General features: G+C 55.1%; 31 protein-coding genes. 5 read left to right on the top strand and 26 right to left on the bottom strand.

What is annotated here, in order from left to right; translation table 11 throughout:
* Positions 1 to 593: 593 nt before the first annotated feature.
* Positions 594 to 1,601 (top strand): lytic transglycosylase domain-containing protein, encoded by a 1,008-nt coding sequence (locus tag I6L34_RS08630; RefSeq protein WP_234781243.1) that lies wholly within the window; start codon positions 594 to 596, stop codon positions 1,599 to 1,601.
* Here the strand turns inward: I6L34_RS08630 and I6L34_RS08635 are convergent.
* From I6L34_RS08635 to lafA (I6L34_RS08685), 11 genes are all read right to left on the bottom strand, one after another.
* Positions 1,534 to 1,995, bottom strand: coding sequence for a hypothetical protein (locus tag I6L34_RS08635; RefSeq protein ID WP_075115831.1), 462 nt, complete (start codon positions 1,993 to 1,995; stop codon positions 1,534 to 1,536). The two genes, I6L34_RS08630 and I6L34_RS08635, sit on opposite strands and share 68 nt — an antisense overlap.
* On the bottom strand, positions 1,982 to 2,929 hold the full coding sequence (gene lafU, locus I6L34_RS08640) for a lateral flagellar motor protein LafU (RefSeq protein ID WP_021231289.1): 948 nt from the start codon (positions 2,927 to 2,929) through the stop codon (positions 1,982 to 1,984). Before lafU ends, I6L34_RS08635 begins: the two co-directional genes overlap by 14 nt.
* The gene (gene lafT, locus I6L34_RS08645) at positions 2,929 to 3,786 is read right to left on the bottom strand and encodes a lateral flagellar motor stator protein LafT (protein ID WP_019444796.1); all 858 of its coding nucleotides are present in this window, start codon (positions 3,784 to 3,786) and stop codon (positions 2,929 to 2,931) included. The genes lafU and lafT overlap by 1 nt, the downstream gene beginning before the upstream one ends.
* 50 nt (positions 3,787 to 3,836) lie before the next feature.
* On the bottom strand, positions 3,837 to 4,553 hold the full coding sequence (lafS, locus tag I6L34_RS08650; protein ID WP_026034857.1) for a lateral flagellar system RNA polymerase sigma factor LafS: 717 nt from the start codon (positions 4,551 to 4,553) through the stop codon (positions 3,837 to 3,839).
* 7 nt (positions 4,554 to 4,560) lie between these two features.
* Entirely contained in the window at positions 4,561 to 4,983 is a 423-nt protein-coding gene (gene lafF / locus I6L34_RS08655) for a lateral flagellar basal body-associated protein LafF (RefSeq protein WP_269428984.1), read from the bottom strand.
* Positions 4,984 to 5,054: 71 nt separating this feature from the next.
* Positions 5,055 to 6,080 (bottom strand): flagellar hook-length control protein FliK, encoded by a 1,026-nt coding sequence (locus I6L34_RS08660; protein WP_254202947.1) that lies wholly within the window; start codon positions 6,078 to 6,080, stop codon positions 5,055 to 5,057.
* Between the two features lie 47 nt (positions 6,081 to 6,127).
* A complete protein-coding gene (locus tag I6L34_RS08665; protein ID WP_019444800.1) occupies positions 6,128 to 6,529 on the bottom strand; it encodes a hypothetical protein in 402 nt (133 codons plus the stop codon).
* A 59-nt stretch (positions 6,530 to 6,588) separates the two neighbouring features.
* Positions 6,589 to 6,981 carry a lateral flagellar export chaperone LafC gene (gene lafC, locus I6L34_RS08670; protein ID WP_019444801.1) on the bottom strand — a complete coding sequence of 131 codons (393 nt, stop codon included), beginning with the start codon at positions 6,979 to 6,981 and terminating at the stop codon, positions 6,589 to 6,591.
* Between the two features lie 46 nt (positions 6,982 to 7,027).
* Positions 7,028 to 8,311 carry a lateral flagellar capping protein LafB gene (lafB, locus tag I6L34_RS08675; protein WP_058057540.1) on the bottom strand — a complete coding sequence of 428 codons (1,284 nt, stop codon included), beginning with the start codon at positions 8,309 to 8,311 and terminating at the stop codon, positions 7,028 to 7,030.
* Between the two features lie 114 nt (positions 8,312 to 8,425).
* Complete coding sequence (gene lafA, locus I6L34_RS08680) at positions 8,426 to 9,289, bottom strand: lateral flagellin LafA (protein ID WP_019444803.1); 864 nt, start codon at positions 9,287 to 9,289, stop codon at positions 8,426 to 8,428.
* Between the two features lie 196 nt (positions 9,290 to 9,485).
* The gene (gene lafA, locus I6L34_RS08685) at positions 9,486 to 10,349 is read right to left on the bottom strand and encodes a lateral flagellin LafA (RefSeq protein ID WP_019444804.1); all 864 of its coding nucleotides are present in this window, start codon (positions 10,347 to 10,349) and stop codon (positions 9,486 to 9,488) included.
* Positions 10,350 to 10,556: 207 nt separating this feature from the next.
* On the opposite strand from lafA (I6L34_RS08685), the gene fliB reads away from it, so the two are divergent.
* Positions 10,557 to 11,720, top strand: coding sequence for a flagellin lysine-N-methylase (gene fliB / locus I6L34_RS08690; RefSeq protein ID WP_058058633.1), 1,164 nt, complete (start codon positions 10,557 to 10,559; stop codon positions 11,718 to 11,720).
* A gap of 68 nt (positions 11,721 to 11,788) precedes the next feature.
* On the opposite strand, the gene I6L34_RS08695 is transcribed toward fliB, so the two are convergent.
* From I6L34_RS08695 to lfgB, 12 genes are all read right to left on the bottom strand, one after another.
* The gene (locus tag I6L34_RS08695) at positions 11,789 to 12,589 is read right to left on the bottom strand and encodes a hypothetical protein (protein ID WP_230848188.1); all 801 of its coding nucleotides are present in this window, start codon (positions 12,587 to 12,589) and stop codon (positions 11,789 to 11,791) included.
* A 222-nt stretch (positions 12,590 to 12,811) separates the two neighbouring features.
* Positions 12,812 to 13,729, bottom strand: coding sequence for a lateral flagellar hook-associated protein LfgL (gene lfgL / locus I6L34_RS08700; RefSeq protein WP_021231865.1), 918 nt, complete (start codon positions 13,727 to 13,729; stop codon positions 12,812 to 12,814).
* 10 nt (positions 13,730 to 13,739) lie between these two features.
* Entirely contained in the window at positions 13,740 to 15,059 is a 1,320-nt protein-coding gene (gene lfgK / locus I6L34_RS08705) for a lateral flagellar hook-associated protein LfgK (protein ID WP_021231864.1), read from the bottom strand.
* Entirely contained in the window at positions 15,059 to 15,457 is a 399-nt protein-coding gene (locus I6L34_RS08710; RefSeq protein WP_019444809.1) for a rod-binding protein, read from the bottom strand. The genes lfgK and I6L34_RS08710 overlap by 1 nt, the downstream gene beginning before the upstream one ends.
* 8 nt (positions 15,458 to 15,465) lie before the next feature.
* A complete protein-coding gene (gene fgIL, locus I6L34_RS08715; protein ID WP_019444810.1) occupies positions 15,466 to 16,572 on the bottom strand; it encodes a lateral flagellar basal body P-ring FlgIL in 1,107 nt (368 codons plus the stop codon).
* A gap of 8 nt (positions 16,573 to 16,580) precedes the next feature.
* Positions 16,581 to 17,252: a flagellar basal body L-ring protein FlgH gene (flgH, locus tag I6L34_RS08720; RefSeq protein ID WP_026034860.1), complete on the bottom strand. Its 672-nt coding sequence runs from the start codon at positions 17,250 to 17,252 to the stop codon at positions 16,581 to 16,583.
* Positions 17,252 to 18,037 (bottom strand): lateral flagellar basal-body rod protein LfgG, encoded by a 786-nt coding sequence (lfgG, locus tag I6L34_RS08725; RefSeq protein WP_005336212.1) that lies wholly within the window; start codon positions 18,035 to 18,037, stop codon positions 17,252 to 17,254. The genes flgH and lfgG overlap by 1 nt, the downstream gene beginning before the upstream one ends.
* Positions 18,038 to 18,115: 78 nt before the next feature.
* The gene (lfgF, locus tag I6L34_RS08730; protein WP_019444812.1) at positions 18,116 to 18,850 is read right to left on the bottom strand and encodes a lateral flagellar basal-body rod protein LfgF; all 735 of its coding nucleotides are present in this window, start codon (positions 18,848 to 18,850) and stop codon (positions 18,116 to 18,118) included.
* 9 nt (positions 18,851 to 18,859) lie between these two features.
* Positions 18,860 to 20,068, bottom strand: coding sequence for a lateral flagellar hook protein FlgEL (flgEL, locus tag I6L34_RS08735; protein WP_107684340.1), 1,209 nt, complete (start codon positions 20,066 to 20,068; stop codon positions 18,860 to 18,862).
* A gap of 18 nt (positions 20,069 to 20,086) precedes the next feature.
* Entirely contained in the window at positions 20,087 to 20,794 is a 708-nt protein-coding gene (locus I6L34_RS08740) for a flagellar hook assembly protein FlgD (protein WP_107684341.1), read from the bottom strand.
* A 3-nt stretch (positions 20,795 to 20,797) separates the two neighbouring features.
* Positions 20,798 to 21,223, bottom strand: a complete 426-nt coding sequence (gene flgCL / locus I6L34_RS08745; RefSeq protein WP_019444815.1) for a lateral flagellar basal body rod protein FlgCL — start codon at positions 21,221 to 21,223, stop codon at positions 20,798 to 20,800.
* A 2-nt stretch (positions 21,224 to 21,225) separates the two neighbouring features.
* Positions 21,226 to 21,615, bottom strand: coding sequence for a lateral flagellar basal body rod protein LfgB (gene lfgB, locus I6L34_RS08750; protein ID WP_019444816.1), 390 nt, complete (start codon positions 21,613 to 21,615; stop codon positions 21,226 to 21,228).
* A 50-nt stretch (positions 21,616 to 21,665) separates the two neighbouring features.
* Here lfgB and flgA point away from each other — a divergent pair, with 50 nt between their 5' ends.
* The 3 genes from flgA to I6L34_RS08765 all read left to right on the top strand — a co-directional run bounded on the left by flgA (position 21,666) and on the right by I6L34_RS08765 (position 23,258).
* Entirely contained in the window at positions 21,666 to 22,466 is an 801-nt protein-coding gene (gene flgA / locus I6L34_RS08755; protein ID WP_302054764.1) for a flagellar basal body P-ring formation chaperone FlgA, read from the top strand.
* Positions 22,467 to 22,542: 76 nt separating this feature from the next.
* Positions 22,543 to 22,818, top strand: a complete 276-nt coding sequence (gene flgM, locus I6L34_RS08760) for a flagellar biosynthesis anti-sigma factor FlgM (protein ID WP_019444818.1) — start codon at positions 22,543 to 22,545, stop codon at positions 22,816 to 22,818.
* On the top strand, positions 22,815 to 23,258 hold the full coding sequence (locus tag I6L34_RS08765) for a flagellar protein FlgN (RefSeq protein ID WP_019444819.1): 444 nt from the start codon (positions 22,815 to 22,817) through the stop codon (positions 23,256 to 23,258). The genes flgM and I6L34_RS08765 overlap by 4 nt, the downstream gene beginning before the upstream one ends.
* 9 nt (positions 23,259 to 23,267) lie before the next feature.
* On the opposite strand, the gene lfiJ is transcribed toward I6L34_RS08765, so the two are convergent.
* The 3 genes from lfiJ to lfiH are packed head-to-tail and all read right to left on the bottom strand — an operon-like array spanning position 23,268 to position 25,707.
* Positions 23,268 to 23,681 (bottom strand): lateral flagellar protein LfiJ, encoded by a 414-nt coding sequence (gene lfiJ, locus I6L34_RS08770; protein ID WP_179903012.1) that lies wholly within the window; start codon positions 23,679 to 23,681, stop codon positions 23,268 to 23,270.
* 9 nt (positions 23,682 to 23,690) lie between these two features.
* Positions 23,691 to 25,022, bottom strand: a complete 1,332-nt coding sequence (lfiI, locus tag I6L34_RS08775) for a flagellar protein export ATPase FliI (RefSeq protein ID WP_216956605.1) — start codon at positions 25,020 to 25,022, stop codon at positions 23,691 to 23,693.
* Positions 25,015 to 25,707 (bottom strand): FliH/SctL family protein, encoded by a 693-nt coding sequence (gene lfiH / locus I6L34_RS08780; RefSeq protein WP_216956609.1) that lies wholly within the window; start codon positions 25,705 to 25,707, stop codon positions 25,015 to 25,017. The genes lfiI and lfiH overlap by 8 nt, the downstream gene beginning before the upstream one ends.
* Position 25,708: the final 1 nt, after the last annotated feature.

Raw genomic sequence — 25,708 nt, forward strand, 5'->3', positions numbered from 1 at the left:
CTTTGATCCACTTTTCCCCACCTTGAAGTTTAAGGACGTGCAGGGGGCTTTTCAAGCAAGGAGATGGGACAGAGGGAACATATTGACGCAGCAATTGCATGCTGCGGATTGAGTAGGTTGATTTTCCAAGAGTTATTGCTGAAAAAACAGAAAGTGATTAATAAGCAGCAAGTCGGTGAGCGGTCACTATCTGGGCGATATGATGAAACGGAACAATACCACTGCACAGAGCAAAATACTGACACATATCACTGGATAGATGATGTAACCATCTTTCGAACGGCGAGCACGCAGAGACACCAACTGACAAAGCAACAGATTGTAAATAATCAGCAGGGATGTCAGCAGAATATTGGTGGCAAATGTCAGCTCTTGAGCGTAACCAATGTACAAGCCCATCAGAATGAAATTGGCGAGTATCAGATACAGCAAAAACTTCTGAATCGCTTTACCCGAATTTGGGCTCTTTTTTACTCGTGTTATCATGCTTGCTACGTCCTAGATTACACATGATCAGACGACCTTAAATTCAAAAAACTGTTGAGATATATCATGTTTTTATTATTGCGCGATCCTTGCTCAACAATTGCCCCATGACCCGGCTCGTTTTTTTGCTAATGAGCTGGATGTTAATGATATCAACATCTTGCCATGCTTATCACAATTATCAGTGGCAAGCTGGTTTCCCTGTCCCGATTCAGGGAAAAGGGGTCGACTTGGTCAGCCAGCAGCAGCAATTCTTGCTGAAGCAGCGCCCTTATCTTCAACAACGTCTTGCGGAGACACAGCCCGTTATTCGCTGGGTCGCGGAACAGGTTCACGAACGCAAACTGCCGCCCTTGCTTGCCTTTGTCCCTTTACTGGAAAGCAGTTACCGATTGGATGTGGTCTCTGCTGCAGGCGCCGCAGGCCCTTGGCAGCTGATGCCAGATACCGCCACCCGATTTGCTATTCCCATCACCAACGAATTTGATGGGCGCTATTCACTACCACTGGCGACAGAGGCAGCCCTTTCCTATCTGGCATGGCTGTATCGCTTCTTTGGCAATGACTGGCTGCTTGCTTTGGCCGCCTACAACGCAGGAGAAGGGCGGGTACTCAATGCGGTTTTAAAAGCGGGGACACGTAATATATGGGAACTGGAGCTTCCGACTGAAACACGCTTTTATGTCGCGCGCTTTGTTGCGCTGGCAAGACTGCTTGATATGGCTGACAGCTATCAGTTTCAACTTCCGCCATGGCTCAGCGGCAATGACTTGCAAATATTCCGTCATCCGGATGGCTGCTCACTACCCGCGTGGGCTCAGGCAAAGGGCGTATCAATGAATGAAGCCAGCCGCTGGAATCCGGCCTGGCAACTCCCTGTCGCACAAGGGATAACCAATTGCCCGATCGTCTATAGCAAGGGCAAGGCCCCCACCGCCAACCAGAAGAAAGGAGCGACCGCCATTGTCAAAGCGGTCTCACTGGACAGTCTGCATGATCCCCTGTTGCTGAAAGCTGCCAGGGGGCTTGATATGAGTCGAGGCGAGATCAGGCTGGAACGCTTGCCTGATCCTCTTGGGATTCAGCAGAAGCGGCCACTGATTGCGGCACCATGAAACAGTGGCGCCAATGGCTCAGTACCGGAGCCAAATCAACCTCTTCCGGATATGACCAGCGAGCCCCGTAAAAGCAGAGCTGCCGGCCAATGGCGCGACGATGAGTGATGTTGCAATCCAGCGCAATTCGCGGCAACAGGGAGAGCGTCACCGTTTCGGGTAATTCAAATCGAGCCGGAGCAAGGAAACCGACCCCGCCCGGGCCAATATCTTTGATCACTGCGCGGCCGATACTCTTGTCAAACAGCAATCCCGAAATCAGCAATCTGGCCGCAATCCCGCAACTCTGTGACTCGAAAGGCGTTGTTCCATCGTGCAAATACCAGCGAGGCACCTTTCTGCGTGGATCATTGTGCGAGGAATGCAGCGGAAACTCGATCTCAGGGTCGTCCATGGGAAATCATCTCCTTGGCATGGGTGGCTGCAGCTTGCGTTTGGGAGCTGAAAAGTTGCTCCAGATTGGTTTCTGCCTGAGTTGTCATGACCAACAATTCAATGCGCCGATTACGGCTGCTTTGTGGATTCCGGGTATCTTCCAGCATGGTATCGGCCATCGCGACAACCTGCCCGACCCGTTCAGGTGGCATGCCGCCTGCCAGCAACACCCGTCTTGCCATCATGGCGCGGTCTGACGAGAGTTCCCAGTTGCTGTAGTTGTCACTGGCAAACGGTGTGCTGTCGGTATGGCCAGAAATCATGACCCGATTCTCGATACGCTGGAATATGGGGGCCAATGCCATCAACATATGGCGAAAGAAAGGGCTGATGCGGGCACTGCCGCGGCTATACATTTCCCGATCCGCGTCATCACGGATCAGGATCCGCAATCCTTGGGGAACAATTTGAATCTCGAGGTTATTCTTCGCCTGCATCTGCTCAGCAAGATGGTCGATAAAGCTGGCCAGCTGCTTCATCTGGGCTTCCCCCTCAAGTTTACCTATCAACAGCTTTTCATACCCACCGCCCGGACCGTCAGAAAAAATGCTCTGATTACGGTCCATATGCTTGGGCATCAGCTGACCCTGCTGATCGAACTTGGGGTTAAGCTCATCCATCACTGAGGGATTGCCACCGAGATCGACAGGATAGGGGCTATTGCGAATATCAAACGGGTTTGCCTCACTGTCCATGATGCTGTAGTCCCGCAGGCGGCTGGCAACGACTTCCCGCTCCTCCTGATTGGACACAGCCAGGATCCACAGCACCATGAAGAACGCCATCATGGCCAACGTGAAGTCGGCAAATGCCACCTTCCAGGCGCCGCCCCCTTTGGGACCGCTGTTACGACGCTGCTGGCGCTTGACGATAATCTGTTCGTGATTGCGCATTACATCGCCCTGTTGGTCACCCAATCTTCCAGCTCAAGGAAGCTTGGTTTGACTTCAGGCTCCAGGATCTTGCGACCCGAATCGACGGCAAGCAGCGGTGTCTTGCCACGCAACTGGGCAATCAGGATCGACTTGATGCACATCAACAGGCCGATACGGCGCTTGACCATCTCTTCCATGGCATTGCTGATTGGCTCCAGCAAGCAGTAGCAGAGGAAAATACCGATAAAGGTGCCCACCAGAGCAGCCGCCACATGGACACCGATATTGCTCAGAGGGCCATCCAGTTGCTGCATGGTGATGATGATCCCCATCACCGCAGCAAGAATGCCGAAGCCCGGGCAGGCCTCGCCGGTTTTGTGCAAGGCATGAGCAGGCTTGAGCATGTCCTCTTCAATGGCCATGATCTCCTGCTCCAGCACGGTATCCAGTTCATGGGGGGTGATCTTGCCCATTCCGAGCAGACGCAGGTTATCGATAATGAAACCAAGCAGTTGGGGATCTTCCGAAATCTGGGGATACATCAAGAAAACCGAGCTCTGCTGGGGATTTTCAATATGCTCGTCGAGCGCCTTCATCCCCTTATTGCGTGTCTCTTCAAGCAGTTGATGCATCAGAGTCAGCAGCTCACGATAGACCTCTTTCTCTTCTTTATTCGCTTTGAAGCACATCTTTATCTGCCGCCACATTTCATGCATCACCTCTTTCGAGTTGCCCAGAAACATGGAGCCTACCGCTGCGCCGATGATGATGATGAGCTCGGCTGGCTGCCACAAGGCTGCGAGGTTTCCCCCGGCCATCATGAAGCCACCCAGCACGCACACTAATATGACGCCGATGCCAATCTGTTTTTGCATGAATGTTCCCGCACGATACAAGAAGGGTCACCAGTAAAGGTGAAGCACTACTATATGGAGTCGACCAATCGCTGCTTTAGCTGAAGTACACATTGTTTGTGCAGCTGACAAACCCGGGATTCGGTTAATCCCAGCACCAACGCGATCTCTTTCATGTTGAGCTCTTGCTGGTAATAGAGGGAAAGCAATAACTGCTCGCGTTTATCCAGAGTGGCCAACACCTTGCTGATGGTCATCGCCATATCGACATCATCAGATTCGGTAGTCGGGGCTTTACCGCCATTCTCCAGCCACTCTTCCAGACTCTGCAGCGCTTCAGCCTGGCTGGCGTAGGACAACTGACGCACCTCATCCACCGAACAGTCGAGCGCAGTAGCAAGTTCTTGCTCTGAGGGGGGGCGCCCCAAACGATTGTGCAGTTCACGCTGCGCCTGATTATGGCCGTGTACCTGCTGTCGCAGTTGGCGGGGTCGCCAGTCCAGACGGCGCAACTCATCGAGCATGGCGCCACGAATCCGTTTGAAGGCATAACTTTCAAACTGGGCATCGGGCTCGCTGCCATAACGGCGCCACGCCTCCAGCAATCCCATCATTCCCACCTGCTCCATGTCCTCCTGATCAAAACAGGCACTGACCTGGCTGCGCAGATGGCTGGCGGCTCGCTTCACCAAGGGTAGATAGCGAGCAAGAATAGCGGGCTCTCCCGTGCGAGGAAGTTGCGGAGTATCGGCAAACTCTTGTTGAGCATCCCAAACGGAATCTGTCATATCGTGGCTACTGTACCAGTACCTTGGTGATCAGCACTTCATCAAGATAGGGCTTATAGCCATATCCCTGTACCGTAGTGACCAGCTTGTCGCGCAGAGAGACTTGCAACTTGGAAATATTCTGCAGCTCGACTTTTACGTCATCATGGGAGCGGTGGCTGAAATACTGCACCATGGCATTGCGGATCAGTGGCGTCAGTTCATCCAGCTTGGCAACCTGCGCCGGGTTGTAGGTCACCAGTGCCAGCTCCAGCACCAGATAATGAGACTGCTCACCCCCTTCCAGACTGATAACAAAGCGCTCCATCGGCTTGAACAGCGGAGTGCTGCTCAGCTCGGGCTTTGGCTCTGCCAATCCGAGCCAGACTTCGACCACATCGCGCTTAAGCCATGCGCCATAGGCCAGTATGGCCAACAGACACAGAGCCATGACGAATATCATCAACCACTTCATGACACGCCGCATAATGTAAAACCACTCTCGTTATTACGGGTTAAAAATCAGACCAGTGTATTGAGCCAGTCGTGCACCGTATCCCATTGGGAATCCGGATCATCCTGCCACTGGCGGCGGCCAGCCAGGATCTTCTCCTGTTGCCACCGCTCCTGCTGTCCCTGTTCGCCACCCTGCCCCACATTGACCTCGACCCCACCGGCATGATGGGGAGCCAAGCTCATGCGCAAGCGCTCCATCGACTGGATCATCGCATCGCGCACAGCCGGATTGGTCACGTTCAACTGGACATTGAGCCGGTCACCATCGAGCTTGACGGTCAACTCCAGTCGCCCCAGCTCTGGCGGGTCCAGCCGGATATGAGCCTGTTTCACCTGTTGATTGACCTGCAGTTCAACCTTGTCCTGAAGCAGGCTAACCAGCTGCTGTCCCCACTGGCTCTGGTTGTCTGGCAACCGGACAGGAGCCCATTGATAGTCGACCGGACGCAGCGGTGCAGCGGCGAGTTGTCCGACTGCCAGCTGGCGAGCATCTGGCAACCTGTTTTCTACCGCAGCGGTGTCAGGCACACTTCCCATATCCAAACCGGCAGCCATCACCGGCAAGGTGAAGCGGCCGGGCAATACACCGGTTTGCCCATTCGATTTGACAAGCAACGTAGAGAGCGCCTGTTCTGCAGCGGCAGAGACCGTTTCACGACGCGGCATCACCTCTTGCTCGGGCAGCGCGGTCGCACTCCCCATCAAGGTACGAAGAGAGGGTGGCAATTTGTTATCCACCACCACCTGCTGGCCACCGGTGCTACCTTCAGCTCGGGAAAAAGTACGGCTCACACGAAAACCATCAAGATCGGCATCACTTACTCTGACAAAGAGAGGAGGCATATTGGTAAACGCCGGCAGCTGTTCAGCTGGGTCGCCTTCCGCCCCCGGCTGTTCTCTCTCTTTTTCCTCTACCGCAACATCGCTGGCAGCCAGCTCGGGCCAGGGCAATGCAAGCAGAGGGTCAACCGCCTCATCCAGCGGTTGATACAGCTCACCTTCACTGCCGGCTTGGCCGGACAAACGGTTCAAGGCCGTGACATCAGGCGAATACGCAGCGTCAAAACCGCTAAATTGAATCAATCCCATTGCTCTGTCTCACCGTAGGCGGTCAAGCCTTCACGAATCGAAGAAAGCTGCTGCCACTCCTGTTTACGAACCAGGGTTTCCTGCTCGCAGAGTTGCAATGCCTGTCGATACAAAATTCGGGCTTTATCTCTTGCTGGTTGCAACGCAGCCCAGAGTTGGGGATTCCGGCTAACTTGAGAGACAAATTGTGCGAAACGTCCATCGGTTAGCCTGACTGCATCCCACTGGCCAGCTTGCGCTTGTTGCAGCAAGAGCGTACCCAACCCCAATAACTGACGCTGGCGAGTCTGCAATTCGGTCTCACGCAACACGGGAGCAATACCTGACATGACGAGCCCCAAAAAGAAGATAAACCAGCCCACAAGCAAGGAGTGGGCCAGACCGAGAACCAAGAAATTTCAATATGTTGGGCGTGAGGAAGAACGGAGAGGAAGGAAGTACTACTTCCGTATTAACGAGGATGACGCGCCATTGCTTCCCAACCCTCTTTCAGCTCTTGCAGGATTTTGCGCACTTCGGCAAATCCCTCAACATTGTTGGAGACGCTGATCTCGAACAATTTCTGACCGCAGTAGTCATAAAGACGATGCAGATTGGCTGCCAGCTCGCCACCTTTATCCATATCAAGTGCGCTGTCCAACCCGCCAAGAATCTGCAAACACTTGCTGATTGCCTGACCCTTTCGTTCAAACTGGCGGGCAAGAATATGTCCTTCGGCTCTGGCCATCTCGTCGAGCAGCCCCTCCATCAGCATCAGTACCAACTGATGCGGATCAGCGCTAGCAGCCTTGGCCTGAGTAGCGGCAAACTGATAAGCATCGTAACCATCTTGATGTTCAAACATGTAAAACTCGCTTGCTCCGGATGAGGCAGCCAAATAGCAAGACCCCTTACAGGGCGCCCATGGTCTGCATCATCTGATTCATGGTGGTAAATTGGTTGAGGTAGCGCTTATACGCGGAATTCATACGGCGATCCAGCGCTTCCATTCGCTCATTCACCCGCTTTTCACTGGCTTCCAAGCCACTCTTGCGCCCTTTGAGTGCGCCATCGCGCTTGGTGTAGGGATCGAGTGAAGTGCTCATCCGCTTGAGCAGACCATCATCCCCCATCAGTGCCTTGCCCAGCAGCTCGGGATCTTTCTCCAGTGCCTTGTTGAAGTCAGTCTCGTTGAAGGATAGCTTGCCGGTCTTGTCTGTTTTGATGCCAAGGCTGCTCAGGCTGAGCCCATTGGGCAGATCTCGCACACTGTTGGAAAGCACGCTCTTGAGGCTGCGTACTCCGCTATCGGAAGAGAGCGCCCCGGGAGCCTTGGGGTCACTGGACATCATCTTGGCCAGTTCGTCGATCAGCTCGTTATAACTATCGGTGAACTTCTTGAGAGAGCCGGTGACCGCCTCTTTATCCTGTTCGACAGTCACCTGCAGAGGCGCATCGCCGCTCTTCTGTGCTTTGGTGAGCTGGAGGGTCAGGCCATCGACCACATTTTCAATCTTGTTGCTGGCCGAGGTGATGGTTAGCGGATTGTTCCCGCCCATCTGCAACCTGGCATTCTGGGCTTTGGTGATCTCGCTCTTGTTGGCAATGGCAGTTCCCAAGGAAGAGCTTGCATCACCGCTGTAATTCACCGTAATGGCATTCTCTTCACCACTATCCTTGCTGGTCAACACCATGTTGACCTTGCCATCAGTCCGAACCAGTGTGGCTTTCACACCCGGGTTATCCTTGGCATTGTTAATATGGGAAACTAGATCCTTCACTGTCGATCCAGCAGGCAGGGTAGCCAGATCGATATCGAGCGTCTTGCCTTTGACTGTGAGAGAAAAGATACCATCCGCAGGCAGGGGGGCCGTCTCGCTATCAAGGCTAAGACCAACCTGGTGAGACTGGGCTAACTGCTCCACAAAGAAGTTGTATTGCCCCGAGCTGGCCTTTCCATTGCTCGTCACCGTCATGAGCCCTTCTTGGGACATGGTGGCCTTCTGGGCTTGCAGGTTGGATGCCTTATTCAGATCCTTGAGCATGGTCTGGAAGGTCGACAGCTTGGTCGTGAGTGTGCTGATTGCACTCTGCTGCCCCTTGATACTGTCCATCTGCTTTTTCAGCAGCTTATCCATATTCTGGCGCTCGATAGCTACCAGTTGCATTGCCATGCTGGCCGGATCTACTTGCATCACTACACCCTTATTCTGTGGCATGCCTGTTGGAAAATGTCCTTTAATCCCTTTCCAACCGACACGTAATGGCTAAACAAAAGGCCGCCCCCATAGGAGCGGCTATATCACCTGTTAACGCAGCAGGGAAGTGACCATGCCTGTCATCTGGTTGGAGTTGGACAGCACGGACATGCCAGCCTGCATCAGCATCTGGTTCTTGGTCATGTTGGTGCTCTCCTGGGCGAAGTCGGCATCCATGATACGGCCGTTCGCCATATCGGTGTTCTCTTTCATGTTGGAGAGGTTGTTGACGGTGTGCTCCAGACGGTTGATGTTGGCACCGAAAGCAGAACGAGCCTCACCGATCCCCTTAGAGAAAGTATCCAAATCTGTCATCGCTGCCGTTGCTTTGGCCTGGTCAGCAATGCCAGCCTTCACATTAGTACCATCGGTACCTTTACCAGTACCAATCACACTTTTCAGGGCTGTAGCCAGTGTACCTGTATCTTTTAATTCCAGTTTTTCAGCGGTGGTGCCCCCGATCTGGAAAGTTACGTTCCCTTGGAAACCACTACTTGCAGCAAGCAGTTTCTGACCACCAAAAGTGGTGTTGTTGGTGATGTTATCAAGCTCGGAGCGCAGCTCAGTAAATTCTGAGTTCATAGCTGTGCGATCTGCAGAAGTGCTTGTTCCGTTTGCAGACTGGGTGGCCAGATCCTTCATGCGTTGCACGATATTGCTCATCTCGTCCATAGCACCTTCAGCAGTCTGCATCATGGAGATGGCATCCTGAGAGTTACGCATACCAACTTTCTGACCGCTGGACTGCGCTTGCAGACGAGTAGCCATCTGCAGACCTGCGGCATCATCGGCAGCGGAGTTGATACGCAGACCAGTGCCCAGACGCTGCATGGCGGTGCCCAGCATCTTGTTGGTGGAGTTCAGCTGGTTCTGAGTAGTCAGAGAAGCGAAATTGGTGTGAATAGACAAACCCATAACATGATCCTCATTTAAAGCTGCGTTCGCAGCAAATAACTGTACAAAAGTAAGAAGCGACAGCTGTGAGCAAAGACTTGAATCAGGAAATAGAAATTAGAGGAATAGAGGCAAAACAGAAGAAAATAAGAGCGGGCTGAAGAGAGAAAATAAAAAAGGCACCCACACCAAAAATCAGGATGAGTGCCGCACAGAATTAACGCAGCAGGGAAGTTACCATGCCGGTCATCTGGTTGGAGTTGGAAAGCACGGACATGCCAGCCTGCATCAGCATCTGGTTCTTGGTCATGTTGGTGCTCTCCTGAGCGAAATCAGCATCCATAATGCGGCCATTCGCCATGTCAGTGTTCTCCTTCATGTTGGAGAGGTTGTTGACGGTGTGCTCCAGACGGTTGATGTTGGCACCAAATGCAGAACGAGACTCACCGATTTTCTGGGAGAAAGTATCCAGCTTAGCCATAGCATCGGTAGCTTTCTTTTGATCCCCGATCCCTGCAGCAATATCAGTGTCCAAGGTACCCTTACCAGTGCCAACGACCTCCGCCAGAGCCTTGGCTAGGGTTCCTGTTTTTTTCAACTCAAGCTTCTCAGCGGAAGTACCGCCTATCTGGAATGTCACATCTTCCTGGAAGCCCTTGCCAGTCTTGAGCAGTTCTTGCCCGCCGAAAGTGGTGTTGTTGGTGATGTTGTCAAGCTCAGAGCGCAATTCGGTAAACTCGGCATCCATGGCTTTACGGTCTTCTGCGGTACTGGTGCCGTTAGCAGACTGGGTAGCCAGATCCTTCATGCGCTGAACGATATTGCTCATCTCATCCATAGCACCTTCAGCAGTCTGCATCATGGAGATGGCATCCTGAGAGTTACGCATACCAACCTTCTGACCGCTGGACTGGGACTGCAGGCGGGTAGCCATTTGCAGACCGGCAGCGTCGTCAGCTGCAGAGTTGATGCGCAGACCGGTGCCCAGACGCTGCATGGCGGTACCCAGCATCTTGTTGGTGGTATTGAGCTGACTTTGAGTAGTCAGAGAAGCAAAGTTGGTATGAATAGACAAGCCCATGATGTAATCCTCGATATGACGCTGCGGCGCAGCATGTTAGGTTGACATCAGATATAGACGACAACTTTTTGCCGGAAATTTAGAGCTCTGTTCTTATATTTTTTTCAGGTTGATCAATGGACAGGAATGGCCGTGCTAAACTCGCCGGATTAATTTATAGGCATGTTTATTGCCTTAAATTGCAATCCTTCACTATCGGAAAGCGACATGGCAGCATTTCTATATACCCCTCGGTTTGTCACGCAATTTCAATGCATTGGAGATGGCTGCAAAGACAACTGCTGTCATAGCTGGACCATCAGTATCGATAAAGCGACGTTCCGCAGTTACGAAAAACACCCAGATCCCGTAATACAATCGCTGAGCAAACAACACATCCGCAAAGTAAAGAAAAGCAATGAACAGTGGGGAGTCATAACCCTTGACGAGCAGGGAGCCTGCCCTTTTCTTGACGAGAAACGATTGTGTCAGATCCACGGCAAGGCAGGGCCAGATGCACTCAGCCAGACTTGCAAGACCTACCCCAGAACCCAAACCCGGCTCGCCAACCAGCTCAAGAAATCTCTGGTTCTCTCCTGTCCCGAGGTCTGCCGGCACCTGTTGCTAGACCCAATGGCAATGCAGACTGAGGAGGCCCAGCTCAGGCAGCCTCTCCCCTTTACCACGCTGCCATCCACAGCCATGGCAACCCTGCATAGTCTGAGCATCCACGTGCTGACAACCACCGATCTCCCGGTCGAACTGCGCCTATGGCTTATCGGACTGCTGCTTCATAGGAATGCAACCTCCTTGTCGCACGAAGCATTTCTCGAGCAGGTCGCGGTAATGGCCGACCAAGGGGAACTTCACGTCATGTTCGAACAGTTGCCCTCCATGCCCACATTGCAGTGGTGGGGACTGAGAACGATCACCCATCAGCTGGTTGCATATTCGCAGGGAAGGCGTGGCCGGCAGACCATGCAGTTCTGCCTCGACAAAATAAATCAGGTACTAGAGGGCGTTTATGACGAAAGCAAGCTTGCATTGCTGCAACAAGCCTGGCTCAACAAGGTAACTCCCTTTCTGGCCACAAGGCCTCACATTCTCAACAACTACCTGCTCTATTACGTCTACAACAACAACTTTCCACTACAGCAGACTACGCCCTTCCAGGGCTATCAGCTCCTGGTGATCGATTACTTCCTGCTGCGCAACTACCTGTGTCTGCTGGCCATGGACAAGGAGCTGGAAGAACAGGATGTCATCGTTCTTTTCTACAGTTATCACACCATACGCCAGCACAACCGGAACTTTCTCAAGACCATAGAAGAGGGACTAAGTACCTCAGGTTTTTCATCCGACCTCACTCTATACGCCTTGCTGAAACCCTGAAAAAAGACCGCCAGCATGTTGCTGGCGGTCTCTTTTTCCATCTTGGCGGTGATGTAGCACGTCATCCTTTATGTGAGCAGTGCCACCACATTCTGGCGCGATACGTTGGCCTGAGCCAGCAGACCTGACATGGTTCCCATAAAACCACCCTCCCTGAGCTGCTCACCCAGCTTGCCCTGAAGCTGCTCAAGCTCCTGCTGTTTCATATTCTGGCTACGCGCCTTGACCCGATCGAGCTGCTTGACCATTCGCTGGCGGAACTGCTTCAGCTCCCGCACCGACTGCTCAATCTCCCCAAGCAATCTTCTCAGGCGCTGTTGCTCCTGTCGCAGCTCACCTTTGTCGATACCTTCGCCCAGCAGGGTCAATTGCCCCGGCTTTGCCTTAAATTGCACCGGAACAGGGTTTCCGGCCGGAATACGAATGCCTTCCCCACTAAGCAGAACCGGCTCGTCCAGTTTACGTCGATGCAACTCCGGCACGCTTAACTCCAGCTTGCCCAACTCGTTGAGACGCGCCTGAATGTGCTCTTTGCGTAGTGCACGATCCAGCCGGGTGACCACTTCCGATTCATTGGCTCCAGCAGGCAGCATCACTTCAACTGCACTGCTGCTCTGTGGGAAAGAGAACACCAGGCGCTCGGCGCCCGACTTGGGGGTGAGCAGGTCAAGCCGCTCTGACCCGTAACTCACCCGACTGTCCCCTGCAGATGCCAGCAAACGTGGCTTTAATTCGGTATTAAGGGGAGCTTGGGGTTGGGTCAACTTCTCTTCCAACACTTTCAGGCGTGACACCAGATCGCCGCTCGCCGCCCGATTCTGGCCAAGTTGCTGTTCGAGGCGCTTCAATTCACCCCAAATCTGGCTCAAAGCCTGCTCTCCCCCTTGAGCCTGAGCGATCCGCTGCTGCGCAGTCCCGATCAAAGCCCACCGATCCAGCCGGACGATATTGGGGTGACGCTCAGTTTCGCCGGTTGGCCGGGACGCACTCTGAGCAGTTAGGCGCCCGTGCAATCTGGGCTGGGCAGGTGTTTCGACCACTCCACCCAAACGGGTTTGCTGAATCTGCATCATGGCTCCCTGAACCTGAATTTATGGCATGTAGTTGAAGAGGCTGAGTCCGTTAACCTTGGCAAATGCCTGCTGCTGAACTTGCAAAGCCATCAACACATGGGCCTGCTGGGTAACAGCACTGGCATAGTCGAGGGACTCTATCTGATTGCTCACTTCCTTGCTATAGACCCCTTTCTCGGCATGCCCCTCATCGACCTGATCAAGCAGGTTCATACGTGCACCGATGGTGCTCACCATCTGGCTGATATCGTCCTGCAACACCTTGCTGCGATCCAGCATGCCGCGAGCCTGATCAGCAGCATCGGGGGCTCCGCTCTCCATCGCGGCGACCATGGAATCCAGCTGTTTGAAGAAGTCGCCATTGTCGATAAACAGCTTGTCCGCAGTCTGGTTGAGACCCACCGTCACACCATTGGCAATGCTGACTTCGCGAACCAGACTATCGCCCTGGTACTTGTAACTGCCGAAGTCAGGATCTGCCGGATCTGTGACCTTGACCAAGGCAGGCTGATCGACCTTGCTACCGGTAAACAGGCTGGAACCACTCTCATTGCGCGCATTGGCAAGATCGAACAAGCCATCTTTGATAATCGCCGCCTCGGTCGCCACGGCACGGCGATCATCTTCAGAAAGCGAGCCGTTTGCAGCAGTCTGGGTCAACTCACGCAAGCGCATCAGCATGTTGGTCATCGACTCCAGCTGGATTTCGCCCTGAGAAAGCTGGCTTTTGGCATTGGCAATATTCTTCTGATACTGCTCCATCGCCACCTGCTCCTTCTTGAGGCCGAGCAGCCGCACACTTCCCACAGGATCATCGGAAGGCTGAAGGATCCGTTTGTTTGAGGAGATCTGGCGATCGAGGCGGGCATACTCGCCGAAACCGTGCTGCAGATTATCAAGCATGCTGAGCTGGATCTGGTTGGTACTGATGCGCATGGTCACTCCGTCAGAACATGTTCAGGATGGAATTGAAGAGCTGATCCGAGGTGCTGATCACCTTGGCATTGGCCTGATAAACCTTGGTGTATGCCATGATTTTGACCCCCTCTTCATCGGTGTTGACCCCACTCACGCCGCTCAGCTTGGTGGCCATCTGCTTCTCCATATTGGCATCAGCCTGCATGGTCGCCTTGGCCTGTCCACTCTGTACCGCAATCCGGCCAAGCAGAGCACTGTACGCGTCGTACTGGCCTTCCTTGATGGTGATGATCTCCTGCAAATTGCGATTGTCACCTTTACCACCGCCGGCCTTTGCAAAGGCAAGATGATCGCCGGTAAAACCATCGGCAACCTTCAAGGTTCCGGAAGGGTTGAGCGGATCGTAGCTAAACAGGGGTTTACCTGGATCACCATTCAAATCGACACCACCGGCCTGTTTGGCATTGAAGTCATCAGCCAGCTTCTTCGCCATCTGATTGAGCTCGTCGCGAAGCGGACGCAGTACATTGGCGCGATAATCCATCACCCCGGCCAGAGACCCTCCATGCAGCGTTGGAACCTCAAAGGTTTGCGGACCGAAACTCAGGCTAAGTTTGTCACCGGCCAGCGAAAGGGTACTGCTGCTGCCGGATAGAACCAACGGCTGCCCCTGAGGCAAACTGATCGAGAACGAACCATCGCTCTGCCGGTTAACCCTCACCTCCATATAGGTTGAAAGCTCGCGCACGACCTGTTCACGGCTGTCTTCCAGTGTGGATGTATTGACCCCTTTGGAAGCCTGTTCGCTGATCTGGGTATTCAGTTCGGCAACCTGCTTCAGATAACTGTTGACCTGAGAAACCGTGCTGTTCAGCTGATCGTCGATCTGCTTCTCCTGGGTCAACATACTCTCGTTGAGCTGACCAAAACGGTTCGCTAGCGCACCGGCCGAGCTGACGATCTGGCTGCGTTGTGCCGGGGTTTCCGGGCTGTCGAGCGCAGCGCTGAGGGAGGCAAAGAAGCTGTCGAGCCCCTTGGTGATATTCATCGATTCACTACCCAGCAGCTGCTCTGTAGTGTTGATGTACTGGTAAAACGAGTAGGAGGAGCCTGTCGCCGAGCGGCTACGCCAATGCTGGGAAACCAGATAATCATCCGTGATCCTGCGAACACCGGTTACCTCTACCCCCTGGCCATTATCCAGCCGACCAAAACCGGACAGGCTGCCCATCATGGCCTCCTGGCGACTGTAGCCGATGGTGTTGACGTTGGCGATATTCTGGGCGGTGACATTCAACGCGATTTGGGCCGCGTTAAGTCCGCTAAAACCGATATTGAGCAGCGACATCAATCAACCTTCTTCATTTTTACCGAGTTGAGAGGCTGGCTGAACGCAGCCAGGGTCTGCTGCTCTGAAGCGACCACCCCGTCCGGATTCTTTAATGACGGAGCCAGCTGGTTGACCATCTGCTCCCGCAGACCTATGCCACCTCGCTTGACCATGCTCATCGCCAACTGGCTGTCATACATATCGCGATAGAGGGATTGCCCCTTGATAATCTTGTCGTCCTCATCCTGCAGGGCATCCGTCGCCGAGCGCATATGTTTGAGCACGGTTTGCAAAAAACTGACTTCAAACTGACCGGCTGCAGCATCCAGCGCGGCACGCTGATCCGGGTTGCTTTTGATTTGCTGCAATTCATTGAGATCCTGATAAAAACCGGGATCCGAGCTAATTCTGGTCATGATAATCCTTAGATAACCACCAACTCACCTTCGAGGGCGCCAGCCTCATCAAGCGCTTGCAAGATGGCCATAACATCATCAGGGGTTGCACCGAGTGAGTTGACAGCCTTGACGATCACTTCCAAGGAAGTGCCATCCGGCCAGACAAACATGTTGTTACGTTCCCGATCGACCTGGATCTTGGAATTGGGGGTCGTCGTGGTCTGCCCGTTGGAGAAGGCGTTGGGCTGACTGACCGTCTGACTCTCGCCAATCGTCACCGTCAGACTGCCATGACTGACGGCAGCCTTGTGAACCTTGACCCCCTGCCCCATCACCACAGTACCGGTTCGGCTGTTGAAGACCACTTTCGGCCGTTCCTGACCCGGATCCACCTTGATATCTTCCAACAAAGCCATAAACGCGATGCGCTGGCTCTCGTCCCTGGGGGCTGCAACCTGAACCCGCCCGGCACTCACCGCTCGGGCAACCGGCCCCAGCTGATGGTTGATGGCGCGCTCCACATTGCGGGCTGTCTTGAAGTTGGGTTGGTGCAAATTGAGGGTCACTTCCGGCTTCTCGGCAAAATTGCTTACCACCTCTCGCTCGATGGTGGCACCGTTAGGGATAATCCCGGCCGTCGGCACGTTAATCGTGACCGATGAACCCGATTGCCCTTCCGCTTTCACACCGGCGACAACCAGATTGCCCTGCGCCACGGCATAGACTTCACCGTCGATACCACGCAGGGGGGTCAGCAGCAGAGAACCACCGCGCAGACTCTTGGCATCACCAATGGAAGTCACGGTCACATCGAGCAACTGCCCCTTGCCAGCCAAGGCGGGTAGCGTGGCCTGAACCGAAACGGCTGCCACGTTCTTGAGCTTGGGATCGATATCGTCCGGTAACTGCACGCCAAACTGCTTGAGCATGTTGGCCATGGATTGGCCGGTAAATTTGACCTGGCTTTTGTCACCGGTCCCGGAGAGACCAACCACCAGACCATAACCCACCAGCTGGTTGGTTCTCAGCCCCTGTACATCGGCAATATCCAGCAAGGCTCGTTTGGCCGGTGCGGCAGCCTGACTAAACAAGGGCAAGCAGAGACACAGCAGGGCGATAAACCATCTGTTCATGTGATTCCTCAAAATGGCGCAAACGCCGAGCTAAAGAAGCGGCCCAGCCACCCCATCTGGTTACTGTCGGCGAGGGCACCACGACCGGCATAGGTGATGCGGGCATCAGCAATGCGCTGGGACGAGATACGGTTGCTCTGGTCAATATCTTCAACCCGAACCATGCCGCCCAAGCGGATATATTCATCCCCCTGATTGAGGCGGATCCACTTTTCACCGCGGATCCCCAGCACACCGTTGGGCATCACTTCCGCGACCGTCACGGTTATGGAACCTGCCAGGGTATTTTGCTGGCTGGAGGTCGCACCGCCATCAAAATCCCGATCAGCACTGAGGGTTGCCCCCCAGTCGGGGCGCAGTTTACCGCCAATAGAGGGGGCCGGCACATTCATGCTGCTGTTTTTGCTCATGCTGGTATTGGCTTTCTTGCTCGACTGGGTACGCTCTTCCAGCACCACGGTGAGAATGTCACCAACACGGTAAGCTCGCCGATCCTGAAACAGGGTCATCATGTAGTTGCCACGATAGAGGCCACCATCTTCGCTCTGCGCAGCCGCGGTCACCTTGGGACGGGATGGCGCCCATTTCTCGTCACCTGGCTCGGGCGCCTGCAGCTCATAGGTGGCACAGCCGCCCAACAGCAATACCAACCAGATATAACGCAGCATCGACTTCATCATTACAGAGCCTGAGTGACAAACTTGAGCATCTGGTCGGCGGAAGAGACCACCTTGGCATTCATCTCGTAAGCCCGCTGGGTTGTGATCATGTCAACCATCTCCTCGACCACGTTCACGTTGGAGCTCTCCAGCGTGAATTGCTTGACGGCCCCCATCGCCTCTTCACCCGGTACACCTTCAATGGGCTCACCGGACGCGCCGGTTGCACGGTAGAGGTTGCCACCGAGGGCTTCCAGACCGGCCGGGTTGGCGAAATTGGTCAGGGTGATACGGCCCAGCTCGACGTTCTCTTGCTGACCGGGCAAAGATGCACTGACGGTACCATCCGTACCAATGGAGATCTTGGTGGCGTTATCGGGGATCTGGATCTGCGGCACCATGGGCAAACCATCCGCGTTAACCAGCTGCCCCTCGGCATTGCGATGCCATTGACCATTACGGGTATAGGCCGTCTCGCCATCCGGGCGCTCGACGCCGAAGAAACCGGCACCAACCACCGCCATATCCAGCTCCTGATTGGTATTCTGGAATTGGCCGGAGGTGAAGACCTTTTGGGTACCCACCACCCGCACACCATTACCCATCTGAATACCGATAGGCGCCAGATTCTGCTGATCCTGCTGGGCACCAGGCTGGCGCTGCACCTGATAAAAGAGATCTTCAAACGCTACCCGATCACGCTTGAAGCCGACCGTGTTCACGTTAGCCAGGTTGTTGGAGATACTGGACATCTTGGCATCTTGTGCCGACAGACCTGTTTTACTGACCCATAATGCTGCGTGCATTGTTATTCCACCTTGTTCATCAAGCCCAATCCATAAAGGAGTGGCCGGATACCGGACATCACCCCGATATCGTCAATATCAACCCTGACCGGAAATCAATTTGGCCCCTTGACGAGCCTGATCATCCGCCGCTTTCATCAACTTGACCTGCAGTTCGAAATTGCGGGTCAATGACATGCTGCTCACCAATTCATCCACGGCATTGACGTTGGCCCCTTCCAAAAAGCCGGATGCCATTACCACCTGCTCGCTACTTTCGGCATCCCCCCCCTGGCGCATCCGGAACAGGCCATCGTGGCCTTTTACCAGCTCAGCCGGATCAGGATTGACCAGCTTCAGGCGGCCAACATCGAGCCGGGAGCCACCACCCGGAGGAGTGATGCTCAGGGTGCCATCCTTGCCGAAACTGATGTCACGATAAGCGGGCAGCACCAGCTCGCCCCCCTCCCCCAGCACCGGCCGACCATTGAGGGTCAACAGCCCGTCGGCATCGGCCTCCAGATTACCAGCGCGGGTATAAGCCTCTTTGCCATCAGGCGTCTGCACCGCCAGAAAACCCTCGCCACGAATCGCTACATCCAGCTTGCGACCGGTCTGCATCAGAGGGCCAGCTTTGAAGTTGGTCCCGGCCATCTCTTCTCTGGCCATCACTCGGCTCTGGTAACCATCGCCCGTCAGGGCATAAGCCGAAACCCGCTCAAAGTCAGCCCGAAAACCGGCGGTGTTGACGTTAGCCAGGTTATTGGCCCGGATTTGCTGGGCCATCAGGGTATGTTGTGCCCCGGACATGGCGGTGTAGATAAGCTTTTCCACGGGTTACCCTTAGAAGGAGTTGAACAGAACCTGGGTCATCTTGTCAGCGGAACTGATGGTCTTGGCGTTGGCCTGATAGTTACGCTGGGAAGTCATCAGGCTAACCAGTTCACCGGTCAGATCCACGTTGGAGCTCTCGTAGGCCCCGGCAGTCAACTGACCCATGGTGCCGGTTCCCGGCGCCCCCAGTACAGGCTGACCAGAACTGAAAGATTGCTGCCAGGTGGTGTTGTTGGTCTGCAGCAGACCATTGGGGTTGGCGAAGTTTGCCATGACCACCTGACCCTGCTTCAGGCTCTGACCGTTGGTAAAGGTGGCATAGACACCACCATCGGCATCAACCCGTATACCGGTCAAATCGCCAGCGGTGTAACCGTTGGACTGGTTGCGAGTGGCATTGAAATCGGAGGCGTACTGACTGACTCGGCTCATATCCAGTTGCAGGGCAATTGGAGAGGCGCCCGCGGGTGCCAGCGCCAAATTGGCTGGAATGGTCGAAGCCCCCGTATCCAGCTTGCCATCAGCGGTGAATTTCATCTTGGCCCCGCCAGCAGGGGTGATATCAGTGCCATTGAATGTGTAATGCACGGCCCACTCATTGGGTGCCGTTTTGACAAAATACTGGGTGACGGTGTGCTCAACCCCGAGCGAGTCATAGACCTTACTAGACTGTGAATAACTAAAAGTTTCCGATTTCTTAGGATCAAAATTGTAAGGAGGTTTGGTATCAATCACACTGGCATCCGCCTTCAGGTTGGCAACGAACTCCAGCTTGTCGGATGCCTTGGCAGGCAGGCTGCCAGCTTTTACCTGAATGTCACCGATCACGCCGGATTGCAGCTCACCAGCGTCATTGGTGGTATAACCCTGCAGTCGGTTGCCATTGGCTGTTGTCAGATAATTATTCGGATCCCGCTGGAACATACCGGCTCTGGTATAAGAGGTCTGTCCGCTGCCATCTTTCAGCACAAAAAAGCCACTGCCAGAAATCGCCAGATCGAGCCCACGCCCGGTCCGCATCACATCGCCGTTGCGATCAAAGTTCTGAGAGACGTTGTTCATCTCGACACCGCCGGCCTGACCACCGCCATAAATGGCGGCAAACTCGGCACGGCTGGATTTGAAGCCAGCGGTACTGGCATTGGCCACGTTGTTACTGATTACACTTAATTCCTGGTTCACGGCGCGCAGGCCGCTCAATCCGATACTGAAAGACACAGTGTCGCTCCTCTCTGATTACGCCGATTTACCGAACTGGATTGCACTGAACAGCGGGACATCGCCCACACCGGCAACCTGCAGCATGATTTCACCCGTACCGGGCAAAGTGACGCGTTCCACCTTGCTGGCAACATAATTTTTGGATGTGGTGGCAACCCCGTTGAGTGACGCCTTGACCTCGAAGCTGTACTCCCCGGCAGGCAGCTCCGGCAGTTCATAATCCAGACCACCAGCCTTGCTTTCACCCCAGCTCTTGGTCGCCACCAAAGTGCCGTGTTCGTCATACACCTTAAGCTCGACCTGATCGGCGGCCCCCGCCAGCTCGACCTGCCCGCGAATAGCTTTTTCATCACTCTTGGTGAGGGTCTTACTGGGTACCATCACCTCTTTGTCGATCAGATCCGTGCTCTGCAGTACCTGCTGTGTATCCATCATGTTGATGGACTTCTGCTGCAGAAGCTTCAGGCTCTCGACCCCTTCCACCATGCTGAACTGGGCCAGCTGGGTGACATATTGGGCCCCATCAAGCGGGTTGGTGGGATCTTGGTTCTGGATCTGTGCCACCATCATCTGCAGGAATTCGTTACGCAGTTGCATCCCGCTATTCTGGTTGGCTTGCGTTTCCTGAGCAGCACCGGCGCCATTGCTGGCGATCTTGGGGTCAGCAACAGCCTGACCCGTACCACGCGCCGTATCCAGACTGCTTATCTGTGGCAGACTCATGGCTTAGGCTCCCTGACCAAGACGCAACAAACCTTGCTGCATACTGTTGATCCGGTTGATCACCTCCACCGAGGTTTCAAAACCGCGAGAGGCGCTCATCATGTCGGCCATCTCTTCCACCACGTTGACGTTGGAGTAGTAAACAAAGCCATCCTGATCGGCCATCGGGTTAGTCGGCTCCAGCCGTTTCTCGACCTGACGGTCGGACTGTACGATACCCGCCACTTGCACCGACGCAGCTCCGAGGCCATCGGCATCCTGAATCTTCTGATAGAGAGTGGAAAAAACCGGCTTGATGGCACGAAACGCGGCGTCTTCACTGGCGGCCGCGCTATCCACGTTGGCCAGGTTGGAGGCAACGGTATCCAGCCGCACGGTCTGGGCGCGCATGGCACTGCCGGCGATGTCATAAATCTTGTTGAACGACATGGTTAACGGCCCTCGATCGCCTTGGCGATCCCGGTAATCTTCATATTGAGGAAAGTGAGACTGGTCTGAAAATCGGTGGCGTTGTTGGCAAATTTGCCCTGCTCAACCCCCAATTCGGCGGTATTGCCATCCATGGAGACCTGATAAGGAATGCGATAGAGGGGGTGACGCATATCGTCACGCATGGCGCCCTGGCTGATGGCCTGACTCTCCTCGCCCGCAGCAACTTGCTGCGCGACACGGCCCAGAATCGTCTTATAATCGACATCCCGAGCCAGATAGCCCGGTGTATCCACGTTGGCCAGATTTCCCGCCAGAATACGCGCCCGCTCCGCCCTGACATCGAGGGCATAAGGGTGTACGCCGAGGGCGCTGTCAAATGAGATACTCATGCTTCATCCTTTATCGTTCACTCAGACCGGGGTTACCCTTATCAAGACTCATGCCAACCATGAAGATACCTAGTTTCAAGCGGTTACCATGCACCATCCGCCGCAAGCAGATGAGAAATGAGGAAGTGCGACTTCCCGTGTGGAAATGGAGCGGCATCCTCTGGCTACTGCTGAGCGCATTCGCGCACGGTGCCCCACAGGCGCAAAGCGCCATGCTTGAACAGTTGCTTGAACAAGATGCCCGCCAGAGTCTTGATGACTACATCACCCAGCAGGGATGGCCTGCAACTTCAGGAGAGTTTCGAGTCTGGCTTGCCCCTTCCGCCGAGCACCTTCCTCCCTGCCCCTCACACTCACTCTCGTTACAAGCAGGTGGCCAGTATCGGCAACCCTGGGGACGACGCCCCTATCTCATCGAATGCACAGATCCCGCCTGGCAAGTGCGCGGGCGGGTAGAGGTCTCGCTACTGTTGCCGGTCTGGGTTGCTGCACGGGATATCGCAAAAGGTCAGGCCATCAGCGCCAGCGATCTGGTGGAGAAAGAGTTGGATGTCAGCCGCATACAGCGCGGGTTCACCCCGAGCAATCACTCCCTGCTGGGCCATAAAAGCAACCGGCGTCTGAGAAGCGGGCAGCTCATCGGTGAGCTGGACTTACAAAAGCGTTGGGTGGTCAAACAGGGGGAAGGGGTACTGATCCGCGCAGGGAAAGGTGAGTTCTCCGCCACAACCAGAGGGGAAGCCCTCGAAAATGGCGCAATAGGCGACGGGCTCAGAGTGAAAAATCTTAGCTCTGGCAAGCAGATACAGGCATGGGTGACTGATATAGGGGAAGTTGAAACCCGTTTTTGAACCAAGATCGCAATTTGATTCAAGTTCGACAAGCCTTGGGTCGCTTGTCATAAACAGACCATCAGGAATTTATGTTATGAAAATTACCCGTACTGACTCGCTCTATATTCAAAACCAGCCTGGCCGCAAACCGGATGTCACGACCAAGCCGGAAACCAGACCTGCACAGTCATCCGAAGCACGGATCAGCAGCACAGCACAGTCAGTAGCCAGCGCCCGCAGCCAGCTGGCCACCACATCCGACGTCGACATGGACAAGGTCAACGAGATCCGCAAAGCCATCAGTGAAGGCAAGCTGGAGATCGATCTGGATGCGCTGGGTCAGGCCATTCTGGATATGCATCGCCGATGAGCGTGGATACCAAGGCCACCGTCAAGGCATTGATCCTCGGGATCCAGCAGGATTACGGCCACTATACCGAACTCACCGCCCTGTTGCTGCGCCAGCATGCACTGCTGGCAAGCCATGATGTCGATGGCCTGCAAGTCCATAACGAGCAGCAGACAGCGCTGATGGCCAAGGTGACACAACAGGCAAAGTTACGCTGCCAGCAGCTGCAGACATTGGGCCTCAAACCCGATGAGAAGGGAATGGCCACCCTGATAGCCAAGCTGCCACTTCCCCTGCGCACCACGGTAGCCAATCAATGGCAACAGCTTGAACAGCTGCTGCACCAGTGTCTGCGCCAGAATGATCTCAATGGCCGCCTGCTGGCAGGCCAGATGGAGACGATTCATTCACTGTTGGGACAAGAGTCAGGTTATCGCGACCCGGACAGCATTACGGATTAACCTTCCGTCTTACTCTTTGCGGGTCAGGTGACGCAAACTCGCCAGCTCATCCAACTGCAGTTGATCCCGCCTCTCCTGCTGCTGGCGAGCAACATCATCACGCCGTGCCAGCAATAGCTCCAGCCCCTTGACCCGCCCGAACTGCCGGACAAGTTCCCCTTCGTGGCGCTCCAGATCCAGTCTGGCCAGCGCCGATTGCTGCACCTGATGGGAGAGCAAACGGCGCAACTGGCCATCCATTTGTTGCTTGTTTTGCCATAGCAAAGGGTGAAACTTGTCGGAACCGGGTCGCAGCGAGGAGATCACTTCCTGCAATTTGTGTGCTCGCTGCTCTTCCCGCAACGCCTGCTCCCGCAAACGCTGACGCTCGGCGCCAAGATTTTCCAGCTCTTCCTGTTGCAACCCCAGATAAGACTTCAGCATAACGAATCCTTATCCCTGCCCCAGCACCTGCTTGAGACCAACCACCACCTGTTCAAAGGACATTTCTTCATGCAAGCCTTGCTGCAAGAATGCGGCAATCCCCGGATAACGCTGAACAGCCTCATCCATCTGCGGATCGGCCCCGGGTTGATAACCACCCAGTGGCAGCAGCTCACGCACCTGCTGATAGCGTCCCCACAGCTGGCGCAAGGTAACCGCCAGCTTTTGCCATTCGGCAGGCACGACTTGTGGCATAACCCGACTGACCGAGGCACCGATATCGATGGCAGGATAGTGGCCCTCTTCTGCAAGACGGCGGGTTAGCACGATATGACCATCGAGAATGGCGCGCGCCGCATCGACCACCGGATCCTGCTGGTCATCCCCTTCCGCCAGCACTGTGTAGAACGCACTCAAACTGCCATCCGGATGCGTGCCGTTACCGGCTCGCTCCACCAGCTGGGTCAGCATGCTGAATACCGAGGGTGGATACCCCCTGGTGGCAGGAGGTTCACCGATGGCCAGCGCGATTTCCCGCTGCGCCTGGGCATAGCGGGTCAGTGAATCCATCAGCAGCAGCACATCCTGCCCCTGCTCACGGAAATACTCGGCAATCCGGTGGCATAGCTGGGCCGCTCGCAACCGCATCAGGGGAGATTGATCTGCTGGCGCCGCGATGACCACGGCGCGAGCCAGACCATCGGCCCCCAGACTGTGTTCGATGAATTCGCGCACTTCACGGCCCCGCTCACCAATCAGTCCCACCACCACAATCTGGGCTGCGGTATTGCGGGTCATCATGCCCAGCAACATACTCTTGCCGACCCCCGAGCCGGCGAACAGCCCCAAGCGCTGGCCTTTGCCAACAGTCAGCAGGCCATTGATGGCGCGGATACCGACATCCAGCGGTTCACGTACCGGGGTTCGCAATAGTGGATTGGGGGGAAGAGCAAACAGGGGGACACTGTCACCAACATCGGGTAACGGCTGCCCGTCGAGGGGCTGCAGCAGTCCATCGAGTACCCGCCCCAGCAGATGACTACCAAGCCGAACAGTTTCTTCTCCATCGATCGGTTCGACCTGAGCCCCCGCGAAGAGGCCACTCATCGGCTGCAGCGGCATCAGGTAAGAGATATCCCGGTTAAAACCGACCACCTCGGCCAATAGCGGTGCACCACTTGCCGTGCTGACACGACAACGCTGCCCCATCACCAGTTGGCAGCCGACTACCTCGAGAGTCAAACCGGTCACTCGCACCAACCGGCCAAAACGACGAAACGCGGGCAGTTCATCCAGATTGTCCAGCGCACTGGTCAGAGCCTGCTGCAAGGCTTCATGCATCTTGCGGCACTTCCAGCGAGCTGTTGAGCTGTTCGATACAGGTTGCCAGGCGAGAGCTGGTGCTTACCTCGACGACGGCAGCGCGGGTCTCGATACGGGCATCGCCTACCCCGAGCGCTGCATCGACTTGCAATGGCCACCCTTCGCAGCGAGTCACCCCCTGCTCGGCGAGTCGCTGTCGGTCTCCCTCGTTGAGGTAGATCACAAGCTCTTCCGACTCACTCGGCAAGGTAGCCAACGCCTGCTCGACCTGATTCATCACCTGCTGCGGATTGAGGGTAAACTCCGCCATGATGACCCGCTTGGCCACCTGCGCCACCAGCTGGGCAATCAGCTCTTTCTGCTCGGCCATCCGGGCCCGGCTCAGTGACTCCCACTGCTCTTGCAGCTTGGCAAACGGCACCATTGCCTGTTCGAAGGCGGCTCGCCCCTCCGAAAGGCCCTGAGCAAACCCCCGGGTTTGCCCTTGTTGCAAACCGGTGCTCTCGCCTTCCTGCAGGCCGCTGGTCAGCCCTTGCTGATAGCCGGCTTGATAACCTTCGTCATGACCTTGCTCCAGCCCCTGCTGATAGCCGAATTCAAACTGTTCTTGCTGGCTCCGGGCCTCTTCCCCACTCTGACCGAGCGCAGGGAAACGATACAGACGGGTCGCCCCAGGCATCAATTTGCGCACATTGTGACTCATG

This window comes from Aeromonas sp. FDAARGOS 1404, assembly GCF_019047085.1.
GTDB lineage: Bacteria > Pseudomonadota > Gammaproteobacteria > Enterobacterales > Aeromonadaceae > Aeromonas > Aeromonas veronii.

Bases quoted from the DNA above. Each gene is read 5' to 3' on its own strand.
- flgA (WP_302054764.1), top strand. From the start codon at position 21,666: ATGCCAACCATGAAGATACCTAGTTTCAAGCGGTTACCATGCACCATC.
- fgIL (WP_019444810.1), bottom strand. From the start codon at position 16,572: ATGAACAGATGGTTTATCGCCCTGCTGTGTCTCTGCTTGCCCTTGTTT.
- lfgG (WP_005336212.1), bottom strand. From the start codon at position 18,037: ATGCACGCAGCATTATGGGTCAGTAAAACAGGTCTGTCGGCACAAGAT.
- fliB (WP_058058633.1), top strand. From the start codon at position 10,557: ATGGCAGCATTTCTATATACCCCTCGGTTTGTCACGCAATTTCAATGC.
- I6L34_RS08630 (WP_234781243.1), top strand. From the start codon at position 594: ATGACCCGGCTCGTTTTTTTGCTAATGAGCTGGATGTTAATGATATCA.
- lfiJ (WP_179903012.1), bottom strand. From the start codon at position 23,681: ATGCTGAAGTCTTATCTGGGGTTGCAACAGGAAGAGCTGGAAAATCTT.
- flgM (WP_019444818.1), top strand. From the start codon at position 22,543: ATGAAAATTACCCGTACTGACTCGCTCTATATTCAAAACCAGCCTGGC.
- lafC (WP_019444801.1), bottom strand. From the start codon at position 6,981: ATGTTTGAACATCAAGATGGTTACGATGCTTATCAGTTTGCCGCTACT.
- lfgB (WP_019444816.1), bottom strand. From the start codon at position 21,615: ATGAGTATCTCATTTGACAGCGCCCTCGGCGTACACCCTTATGCCCTC.
- lfgK (WP_021231864.1), bottom strand. From the start codon at position 15,059: ATGTCGCTGCTCAATATCGGTTTTAGCGGACTTAACGCGGCCCAAATC.
- lafA (WP_019444803.1), bottom strand. From the start codon at position 9,289: ATGGGTTTGTCTATTCACACCAATTTCGCTTCTCTGACTACTCAGAAC.
- flgH (WP_026034860.1), bottom strand. From the start codon at position 17,252: ATGATGAAGTCGATGCTGCGTTATATCTGGTTGGTATTGCTGTTGGGC.
- lfiH (WP_216956609.1), bottom strand. From the start codon at position 25,707: ATGAGTCACAATGTGCGCAAATTGATGCCTGGGGCGACCCGTCTGTAT.
- I6L34_RS08765 (WP_019444819.1), top strand. From the start codon at position 22,815: ATGAGCGTGGATACCAAGGCCACCGTCAAGGCATTGATCCTCGGGATC.
- I6L34_RS08635 (WP_075115831.1), bottom strand. From the start codon at position 1,995: ATGGACGACCCTGAGATCGAGTTTCCGCTGCATTCCTCGCACAATGAT.
- lfiI (WP_216956605.1), bottom strand. From the start codon at position 25,022: ATGCATGAAGCCTTGCAGCAGGCTCTGACCAGTGCGCTGGACAATCTG.
- lafB (WP_058057540.1), bottom strand. From the start codon at position 8,311: ATGCAAGTAGATCCGGCCAGCATGGCAATGCAACTGGTAGCTATCGAG.
- flgCL (WP_019444815.1), bottom strand. From the start codon at position 21,223: ATGTCGTTCAACAAGATTTATGACATCGCCGGCAGTGCCATGCGCGCC.
- I6L34_RS08740 (WP_107684341.1), bottom strand. From the start codon at position 20,794: ATGAGTCTGCCACAGATAAGCAGTCTGGATACGGCGCGTGGTACGGGT.
- lfgL (WP_021231865.1), bottom strand. From the start codon at position 13,729: ATGCGCATCAGTACCAACCAGATCCAGCTCAGCATGCTTGATAATCTG.
- I6L34_RS08710 (WP_019444809.1), bottom strand. From the start codon at position 15,457: ATGACCAGAATTAGCTCGGATCCCGGTTTTTATCAGGATCTCAATGAA.
- lafT (WP_019444796.1), bottom strand. From the start codon at position 3,786: ATGCAAAAACAGATTGGCATCGGCGTCATATTAGTGTGCGTGCTGGGT.
- lafF (WP_269428984.1), bottom strand. From the start codon at position 4,983: ATGGCTCTGTGTCTGTTGGCCATACTGGCCTATGGCGCATGGCTTAAG.
- lafU (WP_021231289.1), bottom strand. From the start codon at position 2,929: ATGCGCAATCACGAACAGATTATCGTCAAGCGCCAGCAGCGTCGTAAC.
- lafA (WP_019444804.1), bottom strand. From the start codon at position 10,349: ATGGGCTTGTCTATTCATACCAACTTTGCTTCTCTGACTACTCAAAGT.
- lafS (WP_026034857.1), bottom strand. From the start codon at position 4,553: ATGACAGATTCCGTTTGGGATGCTCAACAAGAGTTTGCCGATACTCCG.